The 20,856-nt window shown below is 49.9% G+C and carries 19 protein-coding genes; 10 read left to right on the forward strand and 9 right to left on the reverse strand.

What is annotated here, in order from left to right:
- The first annotated feature begins 6 nt into the window (after positions 1-6).
- From DEV76_RS09745 to DEV76_RS09765, 5 genes are read left to right on the forward strand one after another with little or no spacing between them, the layout of a single operon-like run.
- Complete coding sequence (locus tag DEV76_RS09745) at positions 7-594, forward strand: hypothetical protein (RefSeq protein WP_109697684.1); 588 nt, start codon at positions 7-9, stop codon at positions 592-594.
- Positions 591-1,004 (forward strand): nitrous oxide reductase accessory protein NosL, encoded by a 414-nt coding sequence (locus DEV76_RS09750; RefSeq protein WP_157962802.1) that lies wholly within the window; start codon positions 591-593, stop codon positions 1,002-1,004. The genes DEV76_RS09745 and DEV76_RS09750 overlap by 4 nt, the downstream gene beginning before the upstream one ends.
- A complete protein-coding gene (gene nosD, locus DEV76_RS09755; protein WP_109697686.1) occupies positions 1,001-2,227 on the forward strand; it encodes a nitrous oxide reductase family maturation protein NosD in 1,227 nt (408 codons plus the stop codon). The genes DEV76_RS09750 and nosD overlap by 4 nt, the downstream gene beginning before the upstream one ends.
- The gene (locus DEV76_RS09760) at positions 2,215-2,952 is read left to right on the forward strand and encodes an ABC transporter ATP-binding protein (RefSeq protein WP_232826917.1); all 738 of its coding nucleotides are present in this window, start codon (positions 2,215-2,217) and stop codon (positions 2,950-2,952) included. Before nosD ends, DEV76_RS09760 begins: the two co-directional genes overlap by 13 nt.
- The gene (locus tag DEV76_RS09765) at positions 2,921-3,688 is read left to right on the forward strand and encodes an ABC transporter permease subunit (RefSeq protein WP_109697687.1); all 768 of its coding nucleotides are present in this window, start codon (positions 2,921-2,923) and stop codon (positions 3,686-3,688) included. The genes DEV76_RS09760 and DEV76_RS09765 overlap by 32 nt, the downstream gene beginning before the upstream one ends.
- An 8-nt stretch (positions 3,689-3,696) precedes the next feature.
- Here DEV76_RS09765 and DEV76_RS09770 read toward each other — a convergent pair whose 3' ends face one another.
- Both DEV76_RS09770 and DEV76_RS09775 read right to left on the reverse strand, forming a co-directional pair.
- The gene (locus tag DEV76_RS09770) at positions 3,697-4,149 is read right to left on the reverse strand and encodes an RrF2 family transcriptional regulator (RefSeq protein ID WP_157962803.1); all 453 of its coding nucleotides are present in this window, start codon (positions 4,147-4,149) and stop codon (positions 3,697-3,699) included.
- A gap of 28 nt (positions 4,150-4,177) precedes the next feature.
- Positions 4,178-4,603, reverse strand: a complete 426-nt coding sequence (locus tag DEV76_RS09775) for a 6-pyruvoyl trahydropterin synthase family protein (protein ID WP_109697689.1) — start codon at positions 4,601-4,603, stop codon at positions 4,178-4,180.
- A 145-nt stretch (positions 4,604-4,748) separates the two neighbouring features.
- Here DEV76_RS09775 and DEV76_RS09780 point away from each other — a divergent pair, with 145 nt between their 5' ends.
- Both DEV76_RS09780 and DEV76_RS09785 read left to right on the forward strand, forming a co-directional pair.
- Positions 4,749-6,533 carry a hypothetical protein gene (locus tag DEV76_RS09780; protein ID WP_109697690.1) on the forward strand — a complete coding sequence of 595 codons (1,785 nt, stop codon included), beginning with the start codon at positions 4,749-4,751 and terminating at the stop codon, positions 6,531-6,533.
- 209 nt (positions 6,534-6,742) lie between these two features.
- The gene (locus tag DEV76_RS09785) at positions 6,743-7,267 is read left to right on the forward strand and encodes a GNAT family N-acetyltransferase (protein ID WP_109697691.1); all 525 of its coding nucleotides are present in this window, start codon (positions 6,743-6,745) and stop codon (positions 7,265-7,267) included.
- Positions 7,268-7,360: 93 nt separating this feature from the next.
- Here the strand turns inward: DEV76_RS09785 and DEV76_RS09790 are convergent, their stop codons facing one another.
- From DEV76_RS09790 to DEV76_RS09800, 3 genes are all read right to left on the reverse strand, one after another.
- Positions 7,361-8,266 (reverse strand): OmpA family protein, encoded by a 906-nt coding sequence (locus tag DEV76_RS09790; RefSeq protein WP_109697692.1) that lies wholly within the window; start codon positions 8,264-8,266, stop codon positions 7,361-7,363.
- 193 nt (positions 8,267-8,459) lie between these two features.
- Positions 8,460-10,088, reverse strand: coding sequence for a sodium/sugar symporter (locus tag DEV76_RS09795; protein WP_109697693.1), 1,629 nt, complete (start codon positions 10,086-10,088; stop codon positions 8,460-8,462).
- A gap of 33 nt (positions 10,089-10,121) precedes the next feature.
- Positions 10,122-11,012, reverse strand: a complete 891-nt coding sequence (locus DEV76_RS09800) for an inositol oxygenase family protein (RefSeq protein WP_109697694.1) — start codon at positions 11,010-11,012, stop codon at positions 10,122-10,124.
- A gap of 128 nt (positions 11,013-11,140) precedes the next feature.
- On the opposite strand from DEV76_RS09800, the gene DEV76_RS09805 reads away from it, so the two are divergent.
- On the forward strand, positions 11,141-12,160 hold the full coding sequence (locus DEV76_RS09805) for a LacI family DNA-binding transcriptional regulator (RefSeq protein WP_109697738.1): 1,020 nt from the start codon (positions 11,141-11,143) through the stop codon (positions 12,158-12,160).
- A 456-nt stretch (positions 12,161-12,616) separates the two neighbouring features.
- Here DEV76_RS09805 and DEV76_RS09810 read toward each other — a convergent pair whose 3' ends face one another.
- Together DEV76_RS09810 and DEV76_RS09815 are read right to left on the reverse strand one after the other, a co-directional pair.
- Entirely contained in the window at positions 12,617-13,369 is a 753-nt protein-coding gene (locus DEV76_RS09810) for a LytR/AlgR family response regulator transcription factor (protein ID WP_198652001.1), read from the reverse strand.
- Positions 13,370-13,380: 11 nt separating this feature from the next.
- A complete protein-coding gene (locus DEV76_RS09815; protein ID WP_157962804.1) occupies positions 13,381-15,294 on the reverse strand; it encodes a histidine kinase in 1,914 nt (637 codons plus the stop codon).
- Positions 15,295-15,575: 281 nt separating this feature from the next.
- On the opposite strand from DEV76_RS09815, the gene DEV76_RS09820 reads away from it, so the two are divergent.
- Both DEV76_RS09820 and DEV76_RS09825 read left to right on the forward strand, forming a co-directional pair.
- A complete protein-coding gene (locus tag DEV76_RS09820) occupies positions 15,576-16,421 on the forward strand; it encodes a GLPGLI family protein (RefSeq protein ID WP_157962805.1) in 846 nt (281 codons plus the stop codon).
- Between the two features lie 5 nt (positions 16,422-16,426).
- Entirely contained in the window at positions 16,427-19,099 is a 2,673-nt protein-coding gene (locus DEV76_RS09825) for a TonB-dependent receptor (RefSeq protein WP_109697696.1), read from the forward strand.
- Between the two features lie 201 nt (positions 19,100-19,300).
- On the opposite strand, the gene DEV76_RS09830 is transcribed toward DEV76_RS09825, so the two are convergent.
- Both DEV76_RS09830 and DEV76_RS09835 read right to left on the reverse strand, forming a co-directional pair.
- Entirely contained in the window at positions 19,301-19,618 is a 318-nt protein-coding gene (locus DEV76_RS09830) for a hypothetical protein (protein ID WP_157962806.1), read from the reverse strand.
- Between the two features lie 435 nt (positions 19,619-20,053).
- Positions 20,054-20,815, reverse strand: coding sequence for a DUF2846 domain-containing protein (locus DEV76_RS09835; protein ID WP_109697698.1), 762 nt, complete (start codon positions 20,813-20,815; stop codon positions 20,054-20,056).
- Between the last annotated feature and the right edge of the window lie 41 nt (positions 20,816-20,856).

Below are 20,856 nucleotides of genomic sequence, written 5' to 3' on the forward strand. Positions count from 1 at the left end.
GCAGTTATGAACAGAAAATTAAGCGCAATCGCTAAAGTGAGTATCGTAGTAGCCATCGGCTGTATTCTGATGCTCTGGTTTGTGCCCATGTGGCGGATCGATCTTGCAGCGCCGCAATACCCGGAAGGTATTTCCATGAATATCTGGATCAACGATGTGAAAGGCGATGTAGAAATCATCAACGGCCTGAACCACTATATCGGCATGAAAACCATCCACAAAAACGATTTTAAGGAATTTGTATACATGCCCATAGCCCTGGGGATCTTTTGCGGGCTGGGAATACTGGTGCTGATCTTCAACCGCAGGTCTCTCTTCTATATGTGGACCGGCCTGCTGCTGCTCATCGCCGCAGTATCCATGTACGATTTCTGGAAATGGGAATATGACTACGGGCATAACCTGGACCCCACCGCTCCCATCAAAGTACCCGGCATGGCTTATCAGCCACCACTGATCGGTTATAAAAAGATGCTGAATTTCGAAGCCCTGTCTCAACCCGATATCGGCGGATGGTTCTTTATTGTAGCGGCTTTATTGCTCACCGGCATGACTGTCTACGAATGGCGTCGTGCGGCAAAATACAAATTATGAAGATCTATATAACGGGGCTGATGCTCTTACTCTTCGCAGCAGCCTCCTGCAAACGCGGGTACGAACCCATCGCCTACGGGAAAGATGCCTGCGCACATTGTAAGATGACCATTATGGACAAGCGCTTTTCCGCAGAGATTGTAAATCAGAAAGGCCGTGTATTCAAGTTTGACGATATCGTATGCCTCAGGGCATTCACTCAGGAGATCCCCGGCAGTATGATCTTCGTGAATGATTATACCGGTAAGCAAGCGGAGCCGTTGAACGCCACTACTGCCGTTTTCCTTCACCACGAAAATTTTAAAAGTCCCATGGCGGGTAACCTCCCTGCATTTGCAGGGGTGGAAGATGCCGCTGCGCTTAAAGACAGTCTCGGCCTCGAATTGCTCACCTGGGAAACCCTGCCATGATACGCATCCTCACCATATTGTCCTTCCTCATGCTGCCGGCGGCCGTTTCTGCCACGGTGATCCGCACCGGGCCAGACAGCCTCCTGCAGCATGTCCTGGACAGGGCACGCCCCGGCGATACGATACTTATCGCCCCGGGTATTTACAAGCAGCACGACATCGTTGTGCGCACCTCCGTTACCATTATCGGGGAAAACTATCCCGTATTCGACGGGGAAGACAAACACCAGCTGTTCATCATAGCGGCAGACCGGGTCAGTATATCCGGCATTACCGTTCAGCAGACAGGCCGCAGCAGCATGGTAGATATGGCAGGCATCCGCCTCCAGAATGTTTCCCGGGTTACGGTCATTAATTGCCGCGTCATCAACACCACCTACGGCATCTATCTCCAGAACAGCAGGAATTGTATCATTACCAATAACGAGATAAAGTCTTCCGCTACAGACGAGCTGCAATCCGGCAATGGTGTACATGCCTGGAAGTCGGACTCCCTGCTAATCAGGGCTAATAACATCTCCGGGCACCGCGACGGTATCTATTTCGAATTCGTAACCGGGTCAGTTATCACCGGTAACAATTCCCAAAACAACGTGCGTTATGGCCTGCACTTCATGTTTTCCCACAACGACACTTACATCCGCAATACTTTCCGGCACAATGGGGCAGGCGTTGCGGTGATGTACTCCAAACATGTGGTGATGGTCAGTAACAACTTTGAAGAACACTGGGGAGATGCCTCATACGGAATATTGCTGAAAGATATCTCCGACAGCAGGATCGAATTCAACCGTTTTGCCCACAACACCATCGGCATTTTCATGGAAGGCAGTAACCGGATTCATATTATGGCCAATGCCTTTACCGCCAACGGCTGGGCCATGCGCGTACAGGCCAGCTGCGAATCCAATACCATCGAAAACAACAACTTCCGGGAGAATTCTTTTGATGTGGCTACCAACGGCACATTGATGCTGAACACTTACCGCAACAATTACTGGGATAAATACGAAGGATACGACCTTAACAAAGATGGTACAGGTGATGTGCCTTACCACCCCGTAAGCGTCTATTCCATCCTTTCGGAAAAGATCCCCACTTCCATGATCCTTTACCGGAGCTTCCTGACCAACATTATCGATCAAGCCGAAAAAATAATGCCGTCCATCATCCCCGACCAGCTGCGGGACGACACACCTAAAATGAAAAAATGGAAACTATGATCCAGATAGATAATCTTACCAAATCGTTTGGCAAGTTCAGAGCGCTCGACGGAATAGACCTTCATCTGGAAAAAGGACAGGCTGTTTCGCTTCTCGGCCCCAATGGCTCAGGAAAAACCACCCTTATTAAATCCATCCTTGGCCTGGTGATCCCCGAGAAAGGGTCTATCACTATCAACGGCCAGCTCATCCGTAATAATCCGGCCTATCGCGCCAACATCGGCTATATGCCCCAGATAGGGCGTTACCCGGATAATATGACCATTGAGCAGGTGATACATATGATCAAAGACATCCGGAAAGAGCAAACGAACTACGACGAAGAGCTGTACCATAGCTTCGGGATAGACAAAATCAAACAGAAGAAGATGCGCACCCTTTCCGGCGGAACGCGCCAGAAGGTGAGCGCGTGCATCGCATTCCTCTTCTCCCCCGACATCTACATCCTCGACGAGCCTACCGCAGGGCTGGACCCGGTGGCTAACGAGTTGTTGAAAGATAAGATCGCCGCGGAATGTGAACGGGGCAAACTGGTGCTGATTACCTCACACGTACTAAGCGACCTCGACGGGCTGACCAGCCACATCATTTACCTGCAGGACGGGAAGCTGATGTTCCATGAAAGCATCGGGCAATTACAGGAACGCACCGGAGAAAAGAAACTGAATAAAATCATCGCTAATATTCTGACCAATGCTGACAGTAAGCAAATATGTATTTCTTGATCTGCTGAAAAACAGGTCTATACTCGTATACACCGCGGTATTGGCTATTCTGTCTTTCACCCTGCTGGGGCTGGATGGGAACAGTGCCAAAGGCTTGCTGAGCCTGCTGAACATCACATTATTGTTTGTTCCGGTGATTACCACCTTGTTTTCCGCCATTTACTTTTTTAACTCGCTGGAGTTCATTGAACTGCTGTTATCACAGCCGGTGAAGCGTACAGGCATCCTGCTTTCAGAATATGCCGGGATGGCATTATCGCTTTCCGCCGCATTTGTAGTGGGGGTGGGCGCTCCGCTGATGGTGTTGTTACCTATAGGGGCTTCTTTTGTACTGATATTGACCGGTGTATTGCTGACTTTCATCTTTACCTCCATCGGCCTACTGATATTCGTCATTTCCCGGGATAAGACCCGTGGCATTGGGGCAGCCATTATTGTTTCGCTGTTCTTTACCCTGCTGTTCGACGGATTGATGATGGCATTCATTTTCTCCTTCAGTGATTACCCGATTGAGAAAGCGGTGGTGGGTATGATAAGCCTGAACCCGGTAGATCTGGCTCGCATCCTTATGCTGCTGCAGCTGGATGTGGCGGTGCTGATGGGATATTCCGGGGCATTGTTCAAAGATTTCCTGGGATCATCTGCGGGCAGTATCTACTCCGTGGTATGTATGCTGTTGTGGATAGTGGCCCCCTTAATGCTGGCATTGCGGATATTCCGGAAGAAAGACCTGTAACCGCTGTATTATTTGGTTTTGATCTGCCGGTTATTGATAACGATCTTTCCTTTACCGGATTCGTTGGCAAGATCCTGGATGGTGGTTTTCTCAAACATCTGACGTAGTTGGGCCTTGATATAGCGGTATTGTTCATGCATGGGGCATGGCCTCGATTCTGAGCATTCTTTAAGGCCCAGCACACATTTAGTGATAATACCATCTTCCCCTACCGCTTCCAGCACAGCGCGTACGGGGAGTTTACGGGCGGCGTCTGTCAGGTAAAACCCGCCGTTAGGGCCACGTACGGAGCTCACCACGCCGTTGTTCTTTGTCAGCAGCTGCAGGATCTTAGCGGTAAAAGATTGGGGAGAATCAATCGCAGTAGCGATCTCATCTATCCCGAGCTTATTGTCTTCCGAGCCTTTCAACGCAATGTAAATGGTAGCCCGGAGCGCATATTCCGCAGATTTTGAAAGCATAAATAGTTGCGATTTGACTGCAAAATAATCATAAAACCCATTCCGCATACGAATCGGCAGTTTCAAACAGCTGGAGCCGGGCCAATAAAACACCTGCAGGCAGCTTTTCACGGATGCTGTTGCGGATGAAAATAAGCAGATTCTCGGCAGAAGGCTCGGCATCCATCACCACCAGGTTCTCCTCTTCAGACTCTGCCGGATGTGCAGCCAGGAAATCAGGAGACACTACCAGCCGGTGATCGAGACGGCGGATGACGGCGTTGTTCACCAGTTCTTTCAGATCACGGAAGTCTAATAAAATGCCCGGCGCCGGGAAATACCGCTCCGGCTCCGCCTCCGCCCGAACCGTAACATGCAGTTGGTACGAATGCCCATGAATATGCCTGCAGGCACCGTTATAACCATGTAAGGCATGTGCCGTTTCAAAGCGGAAAATCTTAGTTACCTGTATCATTTATTTTCTTTCTGCAAAGTTAAATAAATAAAGACTATTTTATCTTTTTTCAATAACTTTACACTGCCAAACCGAAGCAAACATCATTCAGCAGCATTCGTCCAAACACAGGCGGCAGGCTGCATTCCTTCAACAATCCGATTTTATGGTGCATCAATTTCACATCCCTGTAATGGGGCTGGCTTACACAATCGACAGTCCGGTTAAAGTGGCCCGTTTCGGTATTTCCTCAGTAATATCCATCATTGAAGACCGCCTGATCGAGATGATGCGCAAACATTACTACACGGAGCGCAACGAGCCTTATGAACCGATTTCTACCAAAGAAGAAGACTACCGCGCCCGGCGCATCACTGATTACCTCAACCTGGTGAACCGCATGGTACAGGAGCAGGTCGAAAAGTTACGTTCTGCGGCTTTTGAAACAGGGTCGGAAATCGTTAAATATTTTGAAATGCTGCCGGAAGAAAGTACACTGAAGCAGCTATACCTGCAGTTTACCTCCACAAATAATGCAGACTCGCGGTCGACTATCGAAGCGAAGCTGCGCAGCCTCATACAACCGGGAAGCATTGATGTGAACATCATGACCAAAACCGATAAGAATAACTACGGTGCTGATGGCAACCTGCTGGAAGATGGTTCCGATGCTGTGGCAGCATTGCGTGGCTATGCCAACAGTAATCTTACAGGCTCCTCCATTGTATTCTCCGCAGGTATGAATCCCCGCTTATACAGTTACCTTGAAAAGTGCCGGGACTTTGATGCAGACGAGAACGGCGTGCTCCGTAAAAAGGTGATCGTGAAGGTCAGTGATTACCGATCCGCACTTATACAGGGTAAGTTCCTTGCCAAGAAGGGCATCTGGGTAAGTGAGTTCCGCATTGAATCGGGCCTTAACTGCGGTGGACATGCATTTGCAACTGATGGTATGCTGATGGGCCCAATACTCGAAGAGTTCCGCGCCGGAAAGAATGAACTTACCAGCGCACTGTTCCAGCTTTATAGCGATGCACTTGGTAAGCGGGGCGCTCCTGTTCCTGCAGAACCACCGGCGATGTTAATTTCCGCACAGGGCGGTATCGGCACCTTTGCCGAGCACACCATGCTCCGGGAATACTATCAACTTAGCACCACGGGCTGGGGTACCCCTTTCCTTCTCGTGCCGGAAGCTACCACGGTAGATGACAGCACCCTTGAAAAGCTCAGTAAAGCCAAAGCGGAAGATGTGGAGCTGAGTAATAACTCTCCCATGGGTGTTAGGTTCCATTACCTCAAAGGCCTGGATGGCGAAACAGAACGCCTCCAGCGTATCCGTGATGGCAAACCGGGCAGCCCCTGTACGGAAAAACACCTGTCTTTCAACACAGAGTTTACCGAACACCCCATCTGCACCGCCTCCATTCAATACCAGCGCCTGAAGCTCAACCAGCTGCAGAAGGCACAGCTCCCCGAAGCAGAATACAATGCACAGACAAAGCTGCTTTTCAGCAAAGAATGCCTCTGCACCGGCCTCAGCAATGCAGCCGCGCACGTCTACAATACCACGCTCGTTAAAAACCAGCGTTCCATTACCATATGCCCTGGTCCTAATATTGCCTTTTTCAGTAAAGTGGTTTCCCTGCAGGAAATGACGGATCACATTTACGGGCGAACCAATGTGATTGAAGCACCCAACCGTCCGCACATGTTCATCAATGAGCTGCGCCTGTACATCACTTACCTCGCAGAACAACGGCGAAACTGTAATGATGTCAAAACATCCAGGCAGCTGGACGGCTTTCACAGTAACCTCCTGCAAGGCATAGCCTATTACCGTGACATGCACAACAAAGGCATTATCCGCGACGAAAACTTCGCTCCAATGCTGAACGAGGCCGAATCTCAACTGGAAGAAATAAAATGCACCATACCTGCTGCTATCCTGTGATTACCTGCCTATGATCCCTATACCATGAAAAAAGGCCTTGCCGCCAGTGCAGCAAGGCCTTCCCCTTCCTGTCATCCTACTATGCAGGGCTTAAGCTTCCTGAATTAAATAGATTTACATTTCAGTCCCAAATTCGGCCACCCGGTCTGCCCCCTGTGCTGTTTCCGGAAAACAAAGCGCAAATTGCATACAGATAATAATTCCCAGTTATGCAGGAAGAAATATTCACCGTCAGAGATGCCCGTCCCGGAGAGGAGAAAGCTGCCGGACAACTCATGGTATCAGTCTATTCATCGCTCGAAGGCTTCCCCGGCATTTCTGAGCAGCCGGCCTATTATGCCATGCTGGTGAATGTGGGCGAATTCTGTTCACGGCCCGGCGCCTCCTTGATACTGGCACTCGATGCAGAAGGGCAGATTGGCGGGGCTGTTGTTTACTTCGGGGATATGAAGCAATATGGCTCCGGGGGCAGCGCCACAATGGAAACTGATGCCGCTGGTTTCCGCCTCCTTGCCGTGGATCACGAATACCGTGGACTGGGCATAGGAAAGCTGCTGGTGGAATCCTGTATCTCCAGAGCGCGGGAACAGGGACGCAGCCAGGTTATTATACACTCAACGCAGTCCATGAAAACCGCCTGGAAGATGTATGAGAAAATGGACTTCCGGCGGTCAGAGGATCTTGATTTCCTGCAGGGCAGCCTGCCTGTGTTTGGGTTCCGGCTCTTGTTATAGCCTAATGGCATGTACAACAATCCATATTAATTCTTACCATAAAAAAAGCCTGTGCATCACGCACAGGCTTTTAATTTCTTAAGTGAAGTTTGCTTACTGCTGGGCAGGCTGCGCAGGTTGCGCGGGCTGGCCGGCAGGGGCTTCTGTACTTTCCGGAGCTTTATCGATCAGCTCCATGAACTGGTCGAGCTTCGGTGTGATGATGATTTGGGTACGGCGGTTACGTGCCTTACCATCATCGCTGTCGTTGGAAGCAATGGGATTGTACTCACCACGGCCGCCAGCGGTCAAACGTTTAGGATCTACACCATAGGTCGTTTGCAGCGACTGTACCACGGAAGAAGCACGCAGGGCGCTGAGGTCCCAGTTGTTGCGGATGTTCTTCTGACTGATGGGCACATTGTCTGTGTTACCTTCGATCAGCACATCGTAATCGCGGTAGTCTTTAATGATCTTGGCAATCTTACTGAGGGTTTCACCCGCAACCGGGGAAATCTCATAGCTGCCGGATTTGTACAGCATCTTGTCGGAAAGGGAGATATACACCACCCCTTTCAGTACCTGTACGTCCACATCACGCAGCTCTTCGCGGCTAAGGGAACGGGTCAGGTTGTTGGTCAGCACCATGTTGAGCGAGTCGCTCTTGTTCTTGGTGTTCACCAGATGCTGTATGTACTTGTTGGAGGCATTGATTTCATCTACCAGTTTGGAGATGTTTACATTACCCTGACTGGTAGAGTTCAGACATTTATCAAGGGCGGCCTGCAGTGACCGAAGGCCTGCTTTCTGAGAGGCGATCTGCTCTTCCAAACTACTTACACGCGTGGTAGCGCCTGTCAATTCACGTTGAGCTGTCTGATACTTCCCATCCAATGCCCTGTGCTCGTTTTGCAATTCACCATAACTGGTTTGCAGCGCAGCAAATTTTTTATTGCTTACGCAGCCTGTTCCTAATACGGCCAATGCAAAAACTGATGATAATATAGCTATCGTTCTCATATAACAAAAGTATTAAGACTCATACTGTTACAAAGGTTGTACCAGAATAATTCCGGCACCTATGATACTAACAATCAATGCTAAAGAAATGTTCAACCGTGGTAATGTGTTACCACACTCCGTGATACAACGCTATATAGCAACAGTAATCGTCTTAAACATGACTTTTGTCAGGTAATGAGCACCTGCCACCCTACCAGAACACCGTGTACAGTGCAGCCAGTATACCTATAATAATCAGCGCCGCCACTTTAAAGCCGGTGGTGGTCCGGAACATCTCCTTGTCTATCTCGATTGTGGGCCGCGCTACTGATTTAGGCTGTAAAAGGCTCATCACCACCATCACCACTAGCAGCAATCCGAATGTGATCGACATCCGATCGAGGAAAGGGTAATCGGGGAAAGCTCCGCTGGTCCATACCGGGAGGAATTTCAATATGGTTGAAATGGGAATGGTAAGCAATGCGCCCGTAAGTGCTGCAGCAGCCGTGGTGCGTTTCCAGAAAAAGCCCAGCAGGAAAATGGCCAGCACACCCGGAGAAATAAATCCTACATACTCCTGAATAAACTGGTATGCCTGATCGAGCGATCGCAGGGCCGGGGTTACCACAGCCGCAATGAGCATGGAAACAATCACCGCCCATTTACCCGCACGCACCAGCTGCTGTTCACTGGCATCTTTATGGAAAAACTTCTTATAAATATCCAGCGAGAAGATGGTGGAGATACTGTTAGCTTTCCCCGCCAGCGAAGCCACAATAGCCGCTGTAAGCGCAGCAAAAGCCACTCCTTTCAGCCCCGGCGGCAACAGATTCATGAGGGTGGGATATGCGTGATCGGGCTTGATATGCCCTGCTGCGTCCGTCATTTCCTGCTGAAACATCCCGTTCTGGTGCAGTACAAACATCACTATGCCCGGCAATACGGCAATCACCGGCACCAGCAGCTTCAGGAAAGCGGCGAAAATAATGCCGTTGCGGGCCGTCTTCAGATCGGCACCCAATGCCCGTTGTGTGATGTATTGATTACAGCCCCAGTAGCTCAGGTTGTTGATCCACATCCCGCCTACCAGTACTGAAAGCCCGGGCAAATCCTTGTAATATGGATTGCTTTCATCGAAGATCATATGGAAATGCGAAGGCGCTTCTTTTCGTAACACCCACAGTCCCTGGAAGATGTTTCCTCCATAACCGAATTTTTCCGAAAGTAATGACAAGGCAAGACAGGTTGTTACCAATCCACCCACGATCAGCACCAGTACCTGAATTACATCGGTATATCCTATCACCTTCATCCCTCCCAGCGTTACCACTACGGCAAACACGCTCAGTCCTGCTATACACCATTCAAAAGGCAAAGTAGAAATAGAGGTGATGGCCAATGCGCCGAGGTAGATAATGGAAGTGAGGTTTACGAAAACATACACCAGCAGCCAGAACACCGCCATCACGGTACTCACTTTATCATTATACCGCTTCGCGAGGAACTGCGGCATGGTGTAGATCTTGTTCTTCAGGTAAATGGGTATCAGCACCACCGCCACAATAAGCAGGGTTGCGGCTGCCATCCACTCATAGGTAGAAATGGCCAGCCCCAGTGCAAACCCGGAACCCGACATGCCAATGAAATGCTCTGCCGAGATGTTGGATGCAATCAGGGATGCGCCTATTGCCCACCATGTAAGCGACCCTTCCGCCAGAAAGAAGTCTTTCGAACTGGCAGCGGCTGATCGTTTTCTATGGTAGATATAGTACCCGTAAGCGGCAACAACAATGAAATAGATAAAGAAAACTACATAGTCAGCGAACTGCAGTTTATTCATACGCGTGGAAAGGGTTTATGGATAGTTACGGCATCAGAACTTCAGGGTGCCGGGCAGGTATTTAGCCACCAGGTCTTCGTAATAAGGCCGCAGCTTCTTCCAGTCCGGCGGCTCCGGACATTTGGAATAGAGGTCGTATGGATTGAAGAGTTTCACCCACCGCAGCATTTCGCGGTCGTGATCATCGAGCAGTTCACTATAGGCTCCTTCGCGGTGCCAGGCGTAGAAAGAATGGTAACGCAGCATGTAAAGCCCCTGCTCGGGCAGGTAGTCTTTCATCATCTGGTATACATATTCATCGTGCCCCCACGACATATCCACGTTCCTCAGTCCGCAGCCCTGCTTGTAAACACCCGTGGGCGACTGAAAGCGGGGATCTTTACTATCGGGGTTATTTTGAAAGTATTCGGGGTACACCACTTTATCGGAATAGGCGCAGCCTACGGGGAAGGTATCGCCCACCACAGCCCATTGCGGCTCTCCAAAGAGGCAGAGTACTTTACCCATATCGTGCATGAGACCAACGAGTACCATCCAGTCGGGGTGCCCGTCTGCTCGGATGGCTTCTGATGTTTGCAGCAGATGCTGGAACTGGTCGAGGTCGGTATCAGGGTCGGAGTCGTCTACCAGCTGGTTCAGGAAATTAAAGGCTTCCCATACCGGCATTTCCTTTTTATCGAATTTGAGGTAATTGGCTCTTTTCTCCTGCACGAAATCGTAGGTCTGGTAGGTGTGGTTCAACCGGTAGAACTCACGCACTGTATCCCGCTCGGGGGTATCGTAGTTGCGGTATTGGTCGGCCGTTTTCTCCTTTGCGATAGTGTCGGGGTCGGGGTAGCGCTGCAGAACGGCGTCTTCCCATTCATCTAAGCTGTTCAAAGGATTGATTTCGGCCGGTTTAAAGGAATGTTGCGTAGTTCCCATGGCAATTTTTTTTGTAGTTTGAGTTGATGTGGAATCCGATCTATAATTTCGGCTATTTTTGAAGATGTTGTTGGTGTTCCCCATCCCTTTATTTACGAAACCGGTTTCGTAACAACTGAATGCCCGTTATGCAGCAGATCACCATAAAAGCCCTGGCTAGGGAGTTAAACCTCTCTGTTTCAACGATTTCAAAAGCGTTGCGGGACAGTCATGAGATCTCCCCTGCCACCAAAAGCCGTGTTTTGCAACTGGCAGCCCGGCTGAACTATCAGACTAATCCATATGCCAGCAGCCTCAGGGGTAAGAAGAGCAGAAACATCGGCATCGTGATCCCCGAAGTGGCCGACAGCTTCTTTTCACTGGCTATCAATGGTATTGACGCCACCATAAAAGCAAAAGGTTATCATTCTATCATTTGCCTTACGCATGAAGATTTCAGTAATGAGCAGGCGATATTAAAGGAGTTACAGAATGGACGGGTAGATGGGGTGCTGATGTCTGTATCCAGCGAAACCACTTCCGGCAAACACATCCGGGCATTGATGGAACAGCATGTACCCGTGGTACTGTTCGACCGGGTTTTGACGGATATACCCTCCGCCCAGGTAATTACGGATGATATGGCCAGCAGCTACAATGCCACGCAGCATCTGCTCCGCAATGGCTGCAAACGCATTGCTTTCCTCGGCCTTTCGCAGCAGTTATCCATCAGTGCCGACCGCCTGCGGGGATATGAAAACGCCCTTCGCGGTCATAACATTACACCATCTCCCAAACATATCCTTACCTGCACGCCTGATCCCAAAAAGAACATGGCCCTGATAAAGAAGTTATTGCAGCAGAAAGAACGTCCGGATGGAATTGTAGCTGCAGTAGAGAAGCTGGCGCCACTGGTATACCAGGCATGTGGGCAGCTATCCTTACGCATTCCGCAGGATGTGAAAGTGGTGTGTTTTTCCAATCTTGAACTTGCGGGTTTACTGCAGCCCTCGCTTACCACAGTTACACAGCCCGCTTTTGAAATGGGGAAGAAAGCAGCGGAAGTGTTACTACGATTGCTGGATAGTAAGCCCTTGCAGAAGGGGGATATGCAAGTGGTGATTGCTTCCAGGCTCGTGGAAAGGAATTCCACGAACGGGAAGATATGATAAGAAAGTAAATTTCTTTTTGATAACATACGGTTTTGAATTACGGAACACAACGCATTTCACTAATACGATTCAAAAGTATGCACTTCCGTTTATTGCATATAGGCAAAGGGGCCAAATGTTCCGATTTAGGCACTTTTGTGTCAGCTGTTCCTTTCTGTTGGCATAAAACAGATGCAAAAAACAACCTGTATAGATACATGCAGGATTATTATCAGCGTTGTATAGTTATTTTAGGACGAGACAAGACACCTCTATAAAAAATACACTGAGTGCTTGATAAGTGCTTGATAAGTGCTTGATAAGTGCTTGATAAGTGCTTGAAAACCCTTTGATAATACCTTGTCGTTAGCATGTCCTTAACTTGATACCAGCTTGAATAAGCTTAAAAGCGTTTACTGACCGAAGATATCCCGGGAACATTTGTTACATAGCGAAGTAACAGCCATGTTTATTCTAAGAAATATTCTCCAAAAACCGCAGCACCTCTTCCCTTTTTCGGCTGCTTACAGGAATCTGTTCGTTATTCTGCATCTGCAGATACCCTTCGCGGTAATATTTTTTCACGAATTGAAAATTGACGAGCCAGGATTGATGGCATCGCAAAAAACCCGCCGGCCCCAGGATGCTCTCATACTCGATCAAACCTTTAGATACGAGGATCTCCCGCTTGTCTGTCATATAAAAAGTCGTATAGCCCTTATCGCTCTTGCAATACATAATATCCTCTACAGACACGATCTCCATGTATTCTACCCTCTTCAGCGCGAGCCGTTTCACATTCCCTCCGCCCTGCGCACTATAATACTGCCGCGCGATCTCCAGCTGCTGCCGGTCGAACTGCTCCTGCTGCCGGTGCTGGAAACATTTGTCCAGCATCCCCGTAAGTGCCGCTTCATCGATCGGTTTGAGTAAATATCCGAACGCTCCCATGTTCAGTGCCTGGATGGCATATTGGTCATAAGCTGTGAGAAAGATCACCTGGAAATCAATCTCCCCAATCTCATGGAACAAGCGGAAACTGTCGCCGTCTTTCAGCCGGATATCGGCCAGAATGATGTCCGGCTTCAGCGCCGGAATCTCCTTCGCGGCTGTGGCAATATCTCCAGCATGACCCACCACCTGCACATATGGGTTTTCCTGCACTATCTGCAACAGGTGTTTCAGGATACGGACCTCATCTTCGAGTATGTATAGTTTCAATTGCATGGTTGCCGGTTTTAATCTTTGATGACGGGTAGAATGATGTGCACAGTAACGCCGCGCCCGCCGGCACCTGCCTTGTTTTCGATATCGAATCGCGCCCGCTGGCAATCGGATTTGAAAAGCACCTGAATCCGCTCTTTAAGGATCGCCTGGGCCAGCGATTGCTTCTTCTGCACACCAGATCGTTTATCAATAATGCCCTGTCCATTATCAGCTACGTTGATAGTAAGCCGTTCGTCTTTTACTTCGAAGCGGATGGTCAGCATGCCTTTGTAACTGATGTTCCGGAAACCGTGCTCGATCGAATTTTCTACGAAAGGTTGGATCAGCATGGGCGGTATCAGCAGTTCGCCCGGGCAGATACCTTCCGCCACACTTATTTCGTAATCGAAAAGCCCTGCATAACGCATTTGCTGAAGCTGCAGGTAATTCTCCAGGGAATCGATTTCTTCGTTGAGCAGGATGAAATCCCTCCGGCTTTGTTCCAGCACATTCCGTAAAAGCCCCGAGAAAACAGACAGATAGCGGACGGATTCCTTCGTATCGCCGGAAGCAACGAGGCTTTGCAGATTAGCGATAGAATTGAAGATGAAGTGCGGGTTTAGCTGTACCTGCAGTAATTTCTGCTCCATGAGCAGCCGTTCGTTCTCCGATTGGAGGAGTTTATTCCTTTCGTTTAGTTTAACCTGCCGGTAGAGGAAATACAGGAAGCCGACTATGCCGAGGAACACCATGGTGGCCAGTCCGAGGGTCCATCTTTGCTGGTTGATGATTCTTTCATTGAGTGCATTACGGCTGCTCAGGTCGGCGATGTCCCGGTCTTTCTTTTCGGCGTCATACTTTTCATGGATATCAGCGAATTTCACCGCTTCGATTTTCCGGATGTTACGTACTTCGATACCATATGCCGAATCGAGGGCCTCTACGGCGTTTTTCATATCGCCTTTCAATTTATATGCTTCCACCAATCCCTTGTAATAAATCGGCGTCTGCTTCGTATTGGCTTTGCTTTTCGCAAGGGCCATCGCTTTGTGGTAATACTTTATGGCCGAATCGGGGAGCCTGTTGTGGTTGAAACTGGTGGCGAGATTGTTATAGGCGAGCTCGTGGATACGGTTCGTCCGTTCGAGAAAATCCACATAAATCTTGCTGCACGCCAGCGATTTGGCGAATTCCCCCCTTTTGTCGAGTACCATTGCTTCGCTGTCGTACGTCCGGGCAATGGCAACGCTGTCGCCGGTATGGATGGCGAGCTTCCTGGCCAGGGAATTGTACAGCATCATTTTGTCGAAATCGTCCATCCCATGTGCGAGGAGATACGAAACGTCGTAGTGGCGCTGCATCACCACGGGATGCGTATTAAACGGATGTGACCTGAAATGGCGCTCCGCGTATTCGAGGGATTCGCTTTCGTTTTCGTTCTGGTAGTACGCTTTGGCCATGAGATCGTAGAACCGGTAAGTAACCGGACTTTGCAGGCGTTCTGCTTTTTTCATCGCTGCAAGTATCTTTTGCATCAGCTCTCCTTCCACCATCATATTGTTGCGGCTATTGTAATCGAGAATGGTGTATTCCCTGAGCAGGGAAACGTTACTATCCGCCCTTTCTCCCCTCATTTTTTCCAGCTGGGCCATGGCGCTGTCGGGATAGTCCTGTTTCAGGAGAATCCTGGCACGGAAGTAATGGAAAAACGGGTTGGAATTGCTGTCGGGCCGTAGGGAAAGGAGACTGTCTTCGCGGCGCACCGTTTTCCAGAATTGGTCAGACGGCAGTGTGTCCAATGATATAACGATGGAAAGGTAATCTTTCTCCTGCGCCAAAGACTCCTGTTGCCGGGGGACTTTCCGCGAAGGGGAAGGCTCACCGCAGGAAGCGGCCAAAAACAGGGTAATCATCCAGAAGTTAACCAATACCGGTCTTACATTCATCCTACAAAAATTTGTTCTGCCAGAAAACATAAAAATACAATCCGTTCCCTTTAAACGGAGTTTGCCCGGTATAAATGTACTTATCAAGCACCAGATGCGGCGGCACAGTTTCATATCCGCCGGTTTCCGTTCAAAATCCGCCGGGATTCGCTTCATCTCCGCAGGGTTTTCCCAGCCGGGGGCCAATTCAAATATGGCCCGGAAGCCATCGAATATGGATTTCTTTCCGCCGGATATCGGTTTGCCATTGCGCAAGGTGCCGCCGGGGGCGAAATTTGGGCATGCGTTACCTGATAAAACTTGTGGCCCCTGCGCTGCTGCTTTGCGTTCTTTACTCCTTCCGCCAGAAAGACAACACTAGATCCGAAGGGCGCGCCGGCATCGCGTATTACCACTTCTCCCACGTTCGTGACACCACGCAGTCGTCCCGCAAATGGGAAGAAGATTTCCAGCTGGCATTTAGCCCGCAGCAGAGCGTGTACCTGAGCACTACCAAGCTACGGCAAGATTCCATGCACCGTGCAGCCTTCGAAGAAGCCGAGCGTACCAACAGCACTACGGTGAACATGGGCGCATGGAGGCCCGTCACCGATGAATCTGTGTATATCAATGAACAGGAGCTGCTGGTAAACCGGAGCTTCCGCAGGGCCAATTACCTTATCAAAGAACCGCTGGAAGCAATTGCCTGGCAAATATCCACCGAAACGAAACTGCTGCTCGGCCACACCTGCCAGAAAGCTACGGGCACTGTGAAAGGCAGAACCTATACGGCCTGGTTCACCACGGATATCCCCGCCAGCTTCGGCCCCTGGAAGCTGCGTGGCCTGCCCGGGCTCATCCTCGAAGCCTGTGATAACGCAAATCGCATCCGCTTCACCTGCACTCGCATCGAAACGGATACCGTGCTGCCTGAAGGGCTTTCCCTCAATCCGCCTGCAGACGCTACCCATACCACAAACATCGCGTTCCTCCGTATGGAAGCCGCTTACCGCGAAGGGCTACAGGCCAATGCCGGCAGCTCCGACGACATAACGGTCGACAATGCTACCATTAACGGCCAGCAGATGAAAGCAGCGAAGAACAAACCCCAACTCAATTACCCACTCGAATTGCCCACTAAAAAATAATCCTGTTGCGCATCAAAACCCTGCTGCTGTTAACCATCCTTTCCCTTACCACGCCAGCCATGGCACAAAACCCCGCAAATGTAAACGGGATGGTGAAAGACAGCACAGGCAAACCGTTGGCAGCAGCTTCCGTGACGATTATAAACGCTTCCGGAGCCGGTGTTCATTTCACGAAATCGGATGCCAACGGCTCCTTCGAATGTAAATTACCCACGCCCGGCAACGGACTATCACTGAAGGTTACAGCCCTGGGTTACCGGCCTTTCATCCAAACCATTTCCAGTGGCTCATCTCCATTCCTTGTTACCCTTTCCGCATTGCCTACTGCGCTGGCCGGGGTCACTGTAAAATCGAAACCCGGCATCCAGACTTCCGGCGATACGTTGAAGTATCGCGTGGCAACTTTCAAAGACAAGAACGACCGGGTAATAGGCGATCTGATTGCCCGGCTGCCGGGAATCGAAGTAGACGAGAAAGGTAGCATCAGCTACAACGGAAAACGGATTTCCAATGTATACATCGATGGCGAAAACCTGCTCAACGGCCGGTATGGCGTAGCTACGAACAATGTACCGGTGGATGCGGTAGAGCAGATAGAAGTGTTAGAACGCGACCAGCCTGTGAAAGTCCTCAACGGATATGTGCCGGCCGATAACGTCTCCCTTAACCTCCGGCTGTCAGGCAAAGCCCGCGCCACTTCGATCAACACCGGCGAAGCGGGCGCTGGCAACAATGCATACCTGCTTTCCTTCAGCAACCTGGTGCTGCAGCAAAGCATCAAGAGCATCAATTACATCAAATCCAATAATGCCGGCCGCAACCTTCAGCGGGAAACCGCCGATTTGGGCGCTCCCGCCGGCAATGGCAGCGTTTCGCCTCCGCAGCCCCATGCCTACTTGAGTATGACCAGCGAAAACCTGCCCGCGGTTGACGAAAAATATTATCTCCGGAACACCGACCATGCCGTAAATGCCAACGCATTGTTTAAACTTCCCGCAGACCGTGCACTCCGGCTGAACGTAACCGCCCTGGATCTGAAGCGCCGGTACAACGTTTCACAGTCTGTTCAGTACTTCCTGCCGCAGGGAGATACTATCCGGTACCAGGAATCCCAGTTCAATACAGACCGCCATCGCGAATGGCAGGTGCAGGCGCAATTCGAGAAAAACAGTCAGCGTGCTTTCGTGAAATCTTCTACAAGCGTAAATTTCCCTTATTCTTCCGAACGGGGTGATGCCTGGCAAAACGGCCGGTTCATGCAGCAGCGTCTGCCGGTCCGCCAGCAAGGCGCGGGGAACGAAACGCACATTGTGAAAGCCATTGGTGGCGGACTTTTATTGCAATACAATTCGGTTGTAAAATATGTTCATGTAGACGAAAGCCTCTTCGTACTTCCGGGCCTGCATGAAAACCTGGTAAACGACAGCGCGGAATTCCGTCAACTCGAACAACAGGTGCAGACCCGACAGTTTTATGTGCATCAGTCCGCTGCGTTCAACATTAAACGCGGCCGATGGGTGTTCTCGTTTTCGGCGGGCGGCAATTATGAAAGGAACCACCTTCTCTCCGGCCTCCAGGTTACGGACAGCTCCCGGAAAATCTCCAGCGCGGGAGCCCGCTTCCGGAACAACGTCAAATTCGAAAACCTGGGGGTATTCGGCAGCGCCAACGCTACCTGGATGCTGGCTAAAGGAATATTCGTTGCGGAAGTAAAACCTGCGGTACATTTCATTGGATACCGCGTGCAGGCAGATAACCTTGTCCGCAGGCAGGAGAATTACGTGCTGAATCCCACGCTCGATTTCCGGAGGAATATCGGCAGGTACAGCGAATACCAGCTCCGGTACAATGCGCAAACCACCTTCGGGCACGTCAACGATATTTATCCCGGATCGATCCTCGTCAACTACCGGCAATTCAATGCCAACTCGGCACCGCTGCCCCAAACCAATGTTCATTCCGCCATCGTGCGCTTCGCCTACCGGAAACCGATCGAGATGGTTTTCTGGCAAATCATGCTTTCCGCAGAAAGAACTCAACAGAATTTCCTGCAAGCTTTTGTGATAGACAGCGGCATTACCCGCATCACAGCTATGGATTACGATAACCGTCAGTCGAAATACACTTTTAACGGTAATTATTCGAAATACGTCTTTCCTCTTTCTATTCAGCTTTCTGCCGCAGTAAGGGCAGGTTTGCAAACAGGTTACCTGTGGTATAACGGCGATATTTCCCCTTTTAATTCACACAATTTCAGCCTGGCGTTTGCGGGCCAGAAGAAGTTGCTTTTCGGGGCGAAATTGTCTGTTTCGGGGGAAGTGGGAAAAAGTATTTACCGGCTGCGGCCCAGGAAAGGCATTGCAGCGCCCAACACCACGGAATCTGTAAAGGCGAAAGCAGAATGGCAGCAGCAACTGGCTGCCGGAATCTCCATCACGCCTGTATATCAATTGACATCCTACCGCCCGTCCGGGCTGGCCACTATCCACCAGCATTTCCTCGATTGCAAGGCCCGATTCGCACTGCCGAAGAGGAAAAGCACATTCGAGCTGGAAGGCATCAATTTACTGGGGCAGGAAAAATACCGGCAAATCGTTAACACGGCCAACCAGTCGTCTATCCTCGAAATGCCTTTACGTGGCAGAACGATCATGCTGAAGTACTTATTGGGATTTTGATGTTAACCCGGGTTCACCAATACCGCAAGAACAGGATTGCAAGCATATGATAAACTAATCTACTCCTTGCCCGTCCGGGCCATTGGCAATGAAAAAGGGCAATCCTGGTGGATTGCCCTTCATATCGAGCCTGGATAAAGAAATACCGGGTTTTCCCGGGTTTGGGGTAAGGCTGGACATACATCCTCGAAATTCGCAGGATTATCCTACGTAACAGCCGTTGGAATCCATGTGGTTAACAACGTAAGTCACAGCAGTGTCGTACATCGAAACCCATGAAGCGTTGTTCGGACCAGATACCCAAACAACGATGTGATTACCACAGAGGTCCTGGGTCAAAATCGCACGTTGGATGCGGAATTTGGATTCTTTCATTTTTTTGTTGCTAACCACGATGTCATTATTAGTGGTCATTTTCGCTTCCACTTTCTTGTCAGCGGGTTTGGCAGTTTTGGAATCGGCTGCAAATGCGCCTGCGCCCAGCGTAAGGCAGAGCATGGCTAATACTAAACGTTTCATGTTTTCAGTTTTAAAAAGTTAACAAAATTGAATATGTATGCGGAAAATGAGGATGCGCATGGTTCGAATTGCCTTTCGGACGTAAAAATCGGTATTAACGGCAGCCGAATTACCATGCATGTATATTCGTGATTGCCCGGTTGATATTCGTACCAATTCAGGGGAAATTCGCGGGCGCACCCGACGCTAAGGAAAAGCTCCGGTGGATATCGCTGATAATTGATAATAAAAGTCGGACCTGGCTAAAATGCAGAGACCCGCGCATTGCGCGGGTCTCTGAAAGATCATGAGGGTTGGGAGGAGATGATTACAATTATGTCCCTGGGTGTCGTAATCCGATTGCTTTCATCCGGGTTATCTAACTATTGGGACAATCTTTCCTCCAATGTTCAGCTTTGATTCAGCGCCTTCATTTGCCAGTCCTTCAAAAGCATATTAAAACTGCTTGCCTGCAACCGAATACACCGGATCTTCAGTCGAGTCCACTACCTTTTCGGCTTTCGTTCCATTGAATTCCCGAATACCCATCGCGGCATCAATAACGTCGAACACCGGCCTCCCTACGAACGCGCCCATGCCTACGGAGCAACGCAGGAAATAGGCTTTTCCGGCCTGAAAGTTGAGAACCACTTCTTCCCTTTTTTCAGTTCGGGCCCATACCCTGGCTTGGTCAGGATGGTAGATCTTCACCAGATAGCTTCCGCCGTTTTTCACCCGGCATACCATGGAATCGTTGACATGCACGTTGTACTGCACCAAAGCACCGGATCCAGACTTGGGGCGGTATACGCATAATAATGCATACGATGCCGTGTCAGGAAGCAAGGTGCGCATTGCGGAATCTTCAGCAGCCTGTTGTTCGGCGATCAGTGGGGCCAGTTCTTCAAGATGATACAGATCCATGTTCATGCGGTAACAGGAACTCCAGCCATCCGGCGGTTTGATCTGGGTAATCTTTATGATGTTGGCGCCGGCGGCCTGGGCTTTTCTACGTGCTTCGTCAAAGGTTTGCGAGTATCCGCAATTGGTCTTGAAACCTCCGTCCTTAATTCTGAGAGTACCCTTCGATTTAGCGTTGGCGGGTACCTGGCCATCAGTCAGCAGGATTACGACTGAGCTATTTGCCGGGAGTTCCTGCGCTGCAGCCACAAAGGGCACGAGGAGACACAGGAAAAACAATGTATAGGAATATTTCATGCAGACAAATCTAAAAAAACAGGCTGAATACCACAAAACCA

This window comes from Chitinophaga deserti, from assembly GCF_003149455.1.
GTDB lineage: Bacteria > Bacteroidota > Bacteroidia > Chitinophagales > Chitinophagaceae > Chitinophaga > Chitinophaga deserti.

Excerpts from the sequence above, each read along its gene's own strand:
- DEV76_RS09745 (WP_109697684.1), top strand. The coding sequence starts at position 7 with ATGAACAGAAAATTAAGCGCAATCGCTAAAGTGAGTATCGTAGTAGCC.
- DEV76_RS09750 (WP_157962802.1), top strand. The coding sequence starts at position 591 with ATGAAGATCTATATAACGGGGCTGATGCTCTTACTCTTCGCAGCAGCC.
- nosD (WP_109697686.1), top strand. The coding sequence starts at position 1,001 with ATGATACGCATCCTCACCATATTGTCCTTCCTCATGCTGCCGGCGGCC.
- DEV76_RS09760 (WP_232826917.1), top strand. The coding sequence starts at position 2,215 with ATGGAAACTATGATCCAGATAGATAATCTTACCAAATCGTTTGGCAAG.
- DEV76_RS09765 (WP_109697687.1), top strand. The coding sequence starts at position 2,921 with ATGCTGACAGTAAGCAAATATGTATTTCTTGATCTGCTGAAAAACAGG.
- DEV76_RS09770 (WP_157962803.1), bottom strand. The coding sequence starts at position 4,149 with ATGCTTTCAAAATCTGCGGAATATGCGCTCCGGGCTACCATTTACATT.
- DEV76_RS09775 (WP_109697689.1), bottom strand. The coding sequence starts at position 4,603 with ATGATACAGGTAACTAAGATTTTCCGCTTTGAAACGGCACATGCCTTA.
- DEV76_RS09780 (WP_109697690.1), top strand. The coding sequence starts at position 4,749 with ATGGTGCATCAATTTCACATCCCTGTAATGGGGCTGGCTTACACAATC.
- DEV76_RS09785 (WP_109697691.1), top strand. The coding sequence starts at position 6,743 with ATGCAGGAAGAAATATTCACCGTCAGAGATGCCCGTCCCGGAGAGGAG.
- DEV76_RS09790 (WP_109697692.1), bottom strand. The coding sequence starts at position 8,266 with ATGAGAACGATAGCTATATTATCATCAGTTTTTGCATTGGCCGTATTA.
- DEV76_RS09795 (WP_109697693.1), bottom strand. The coding sequence starts at position 10,088 with ATGAATAAACTGCAGTTCGCTGACTATGTAGTTTTCTTTATCTATTTC.
- DEV76_RS09800 (WP_109697694.1), bottom strand. The coding sequence starts at position 11,012 with ATGGGAACTACGCAACATTCCTTTAAACCGGCCGAAATCAATCCTTTG.
- DEV76_RS09805 (WP_109697738.1), top strand. The coding sequence starts at position 11,141 with ATGCAGCAGATCACCATAAAAGCCCTGGCTAGGGAGTTAAACCTCTCT.
- DEV76_RS09810 (WP_198652001.1), bottom strand. The coding sequence starts at position 13,369 with ATGCAATTGAAACTATACATACTCGAAGATGAGGTCCGTATCCTGAAA.
- DEV76_RS09815 (WP_157962804.1), bottom strand. The coding sequence starts at position 15,294 with ATGAATGTAAGACCGGTATTGGTTAACTTCTGGATGATTACCCTGTTT.
- DEV76_RS09820 (WP_157962805.1), top strand. The coding sequence starts at position 15,576 with ATGCGTTACCTGATAAAACTTGTGGCCCCTGCGCTGCTGCTTTGCGTT.
- DEV76_RS09830 (WP_157962806.1), bottom strand. The coding sequence starts at position 19,618 with ATGAAACGTTTAGTATTAGCCATGCTCTGCCTTACGCTGGGCGCAGGC.
- DEV76_RS09835 (WP_109697698.1), bottom strand. The coding sequence starts at position 20,815 with ATGAAATATTCCTATACATTGTTTTTCCTGTGTCTCCTCGTGCCCTTT.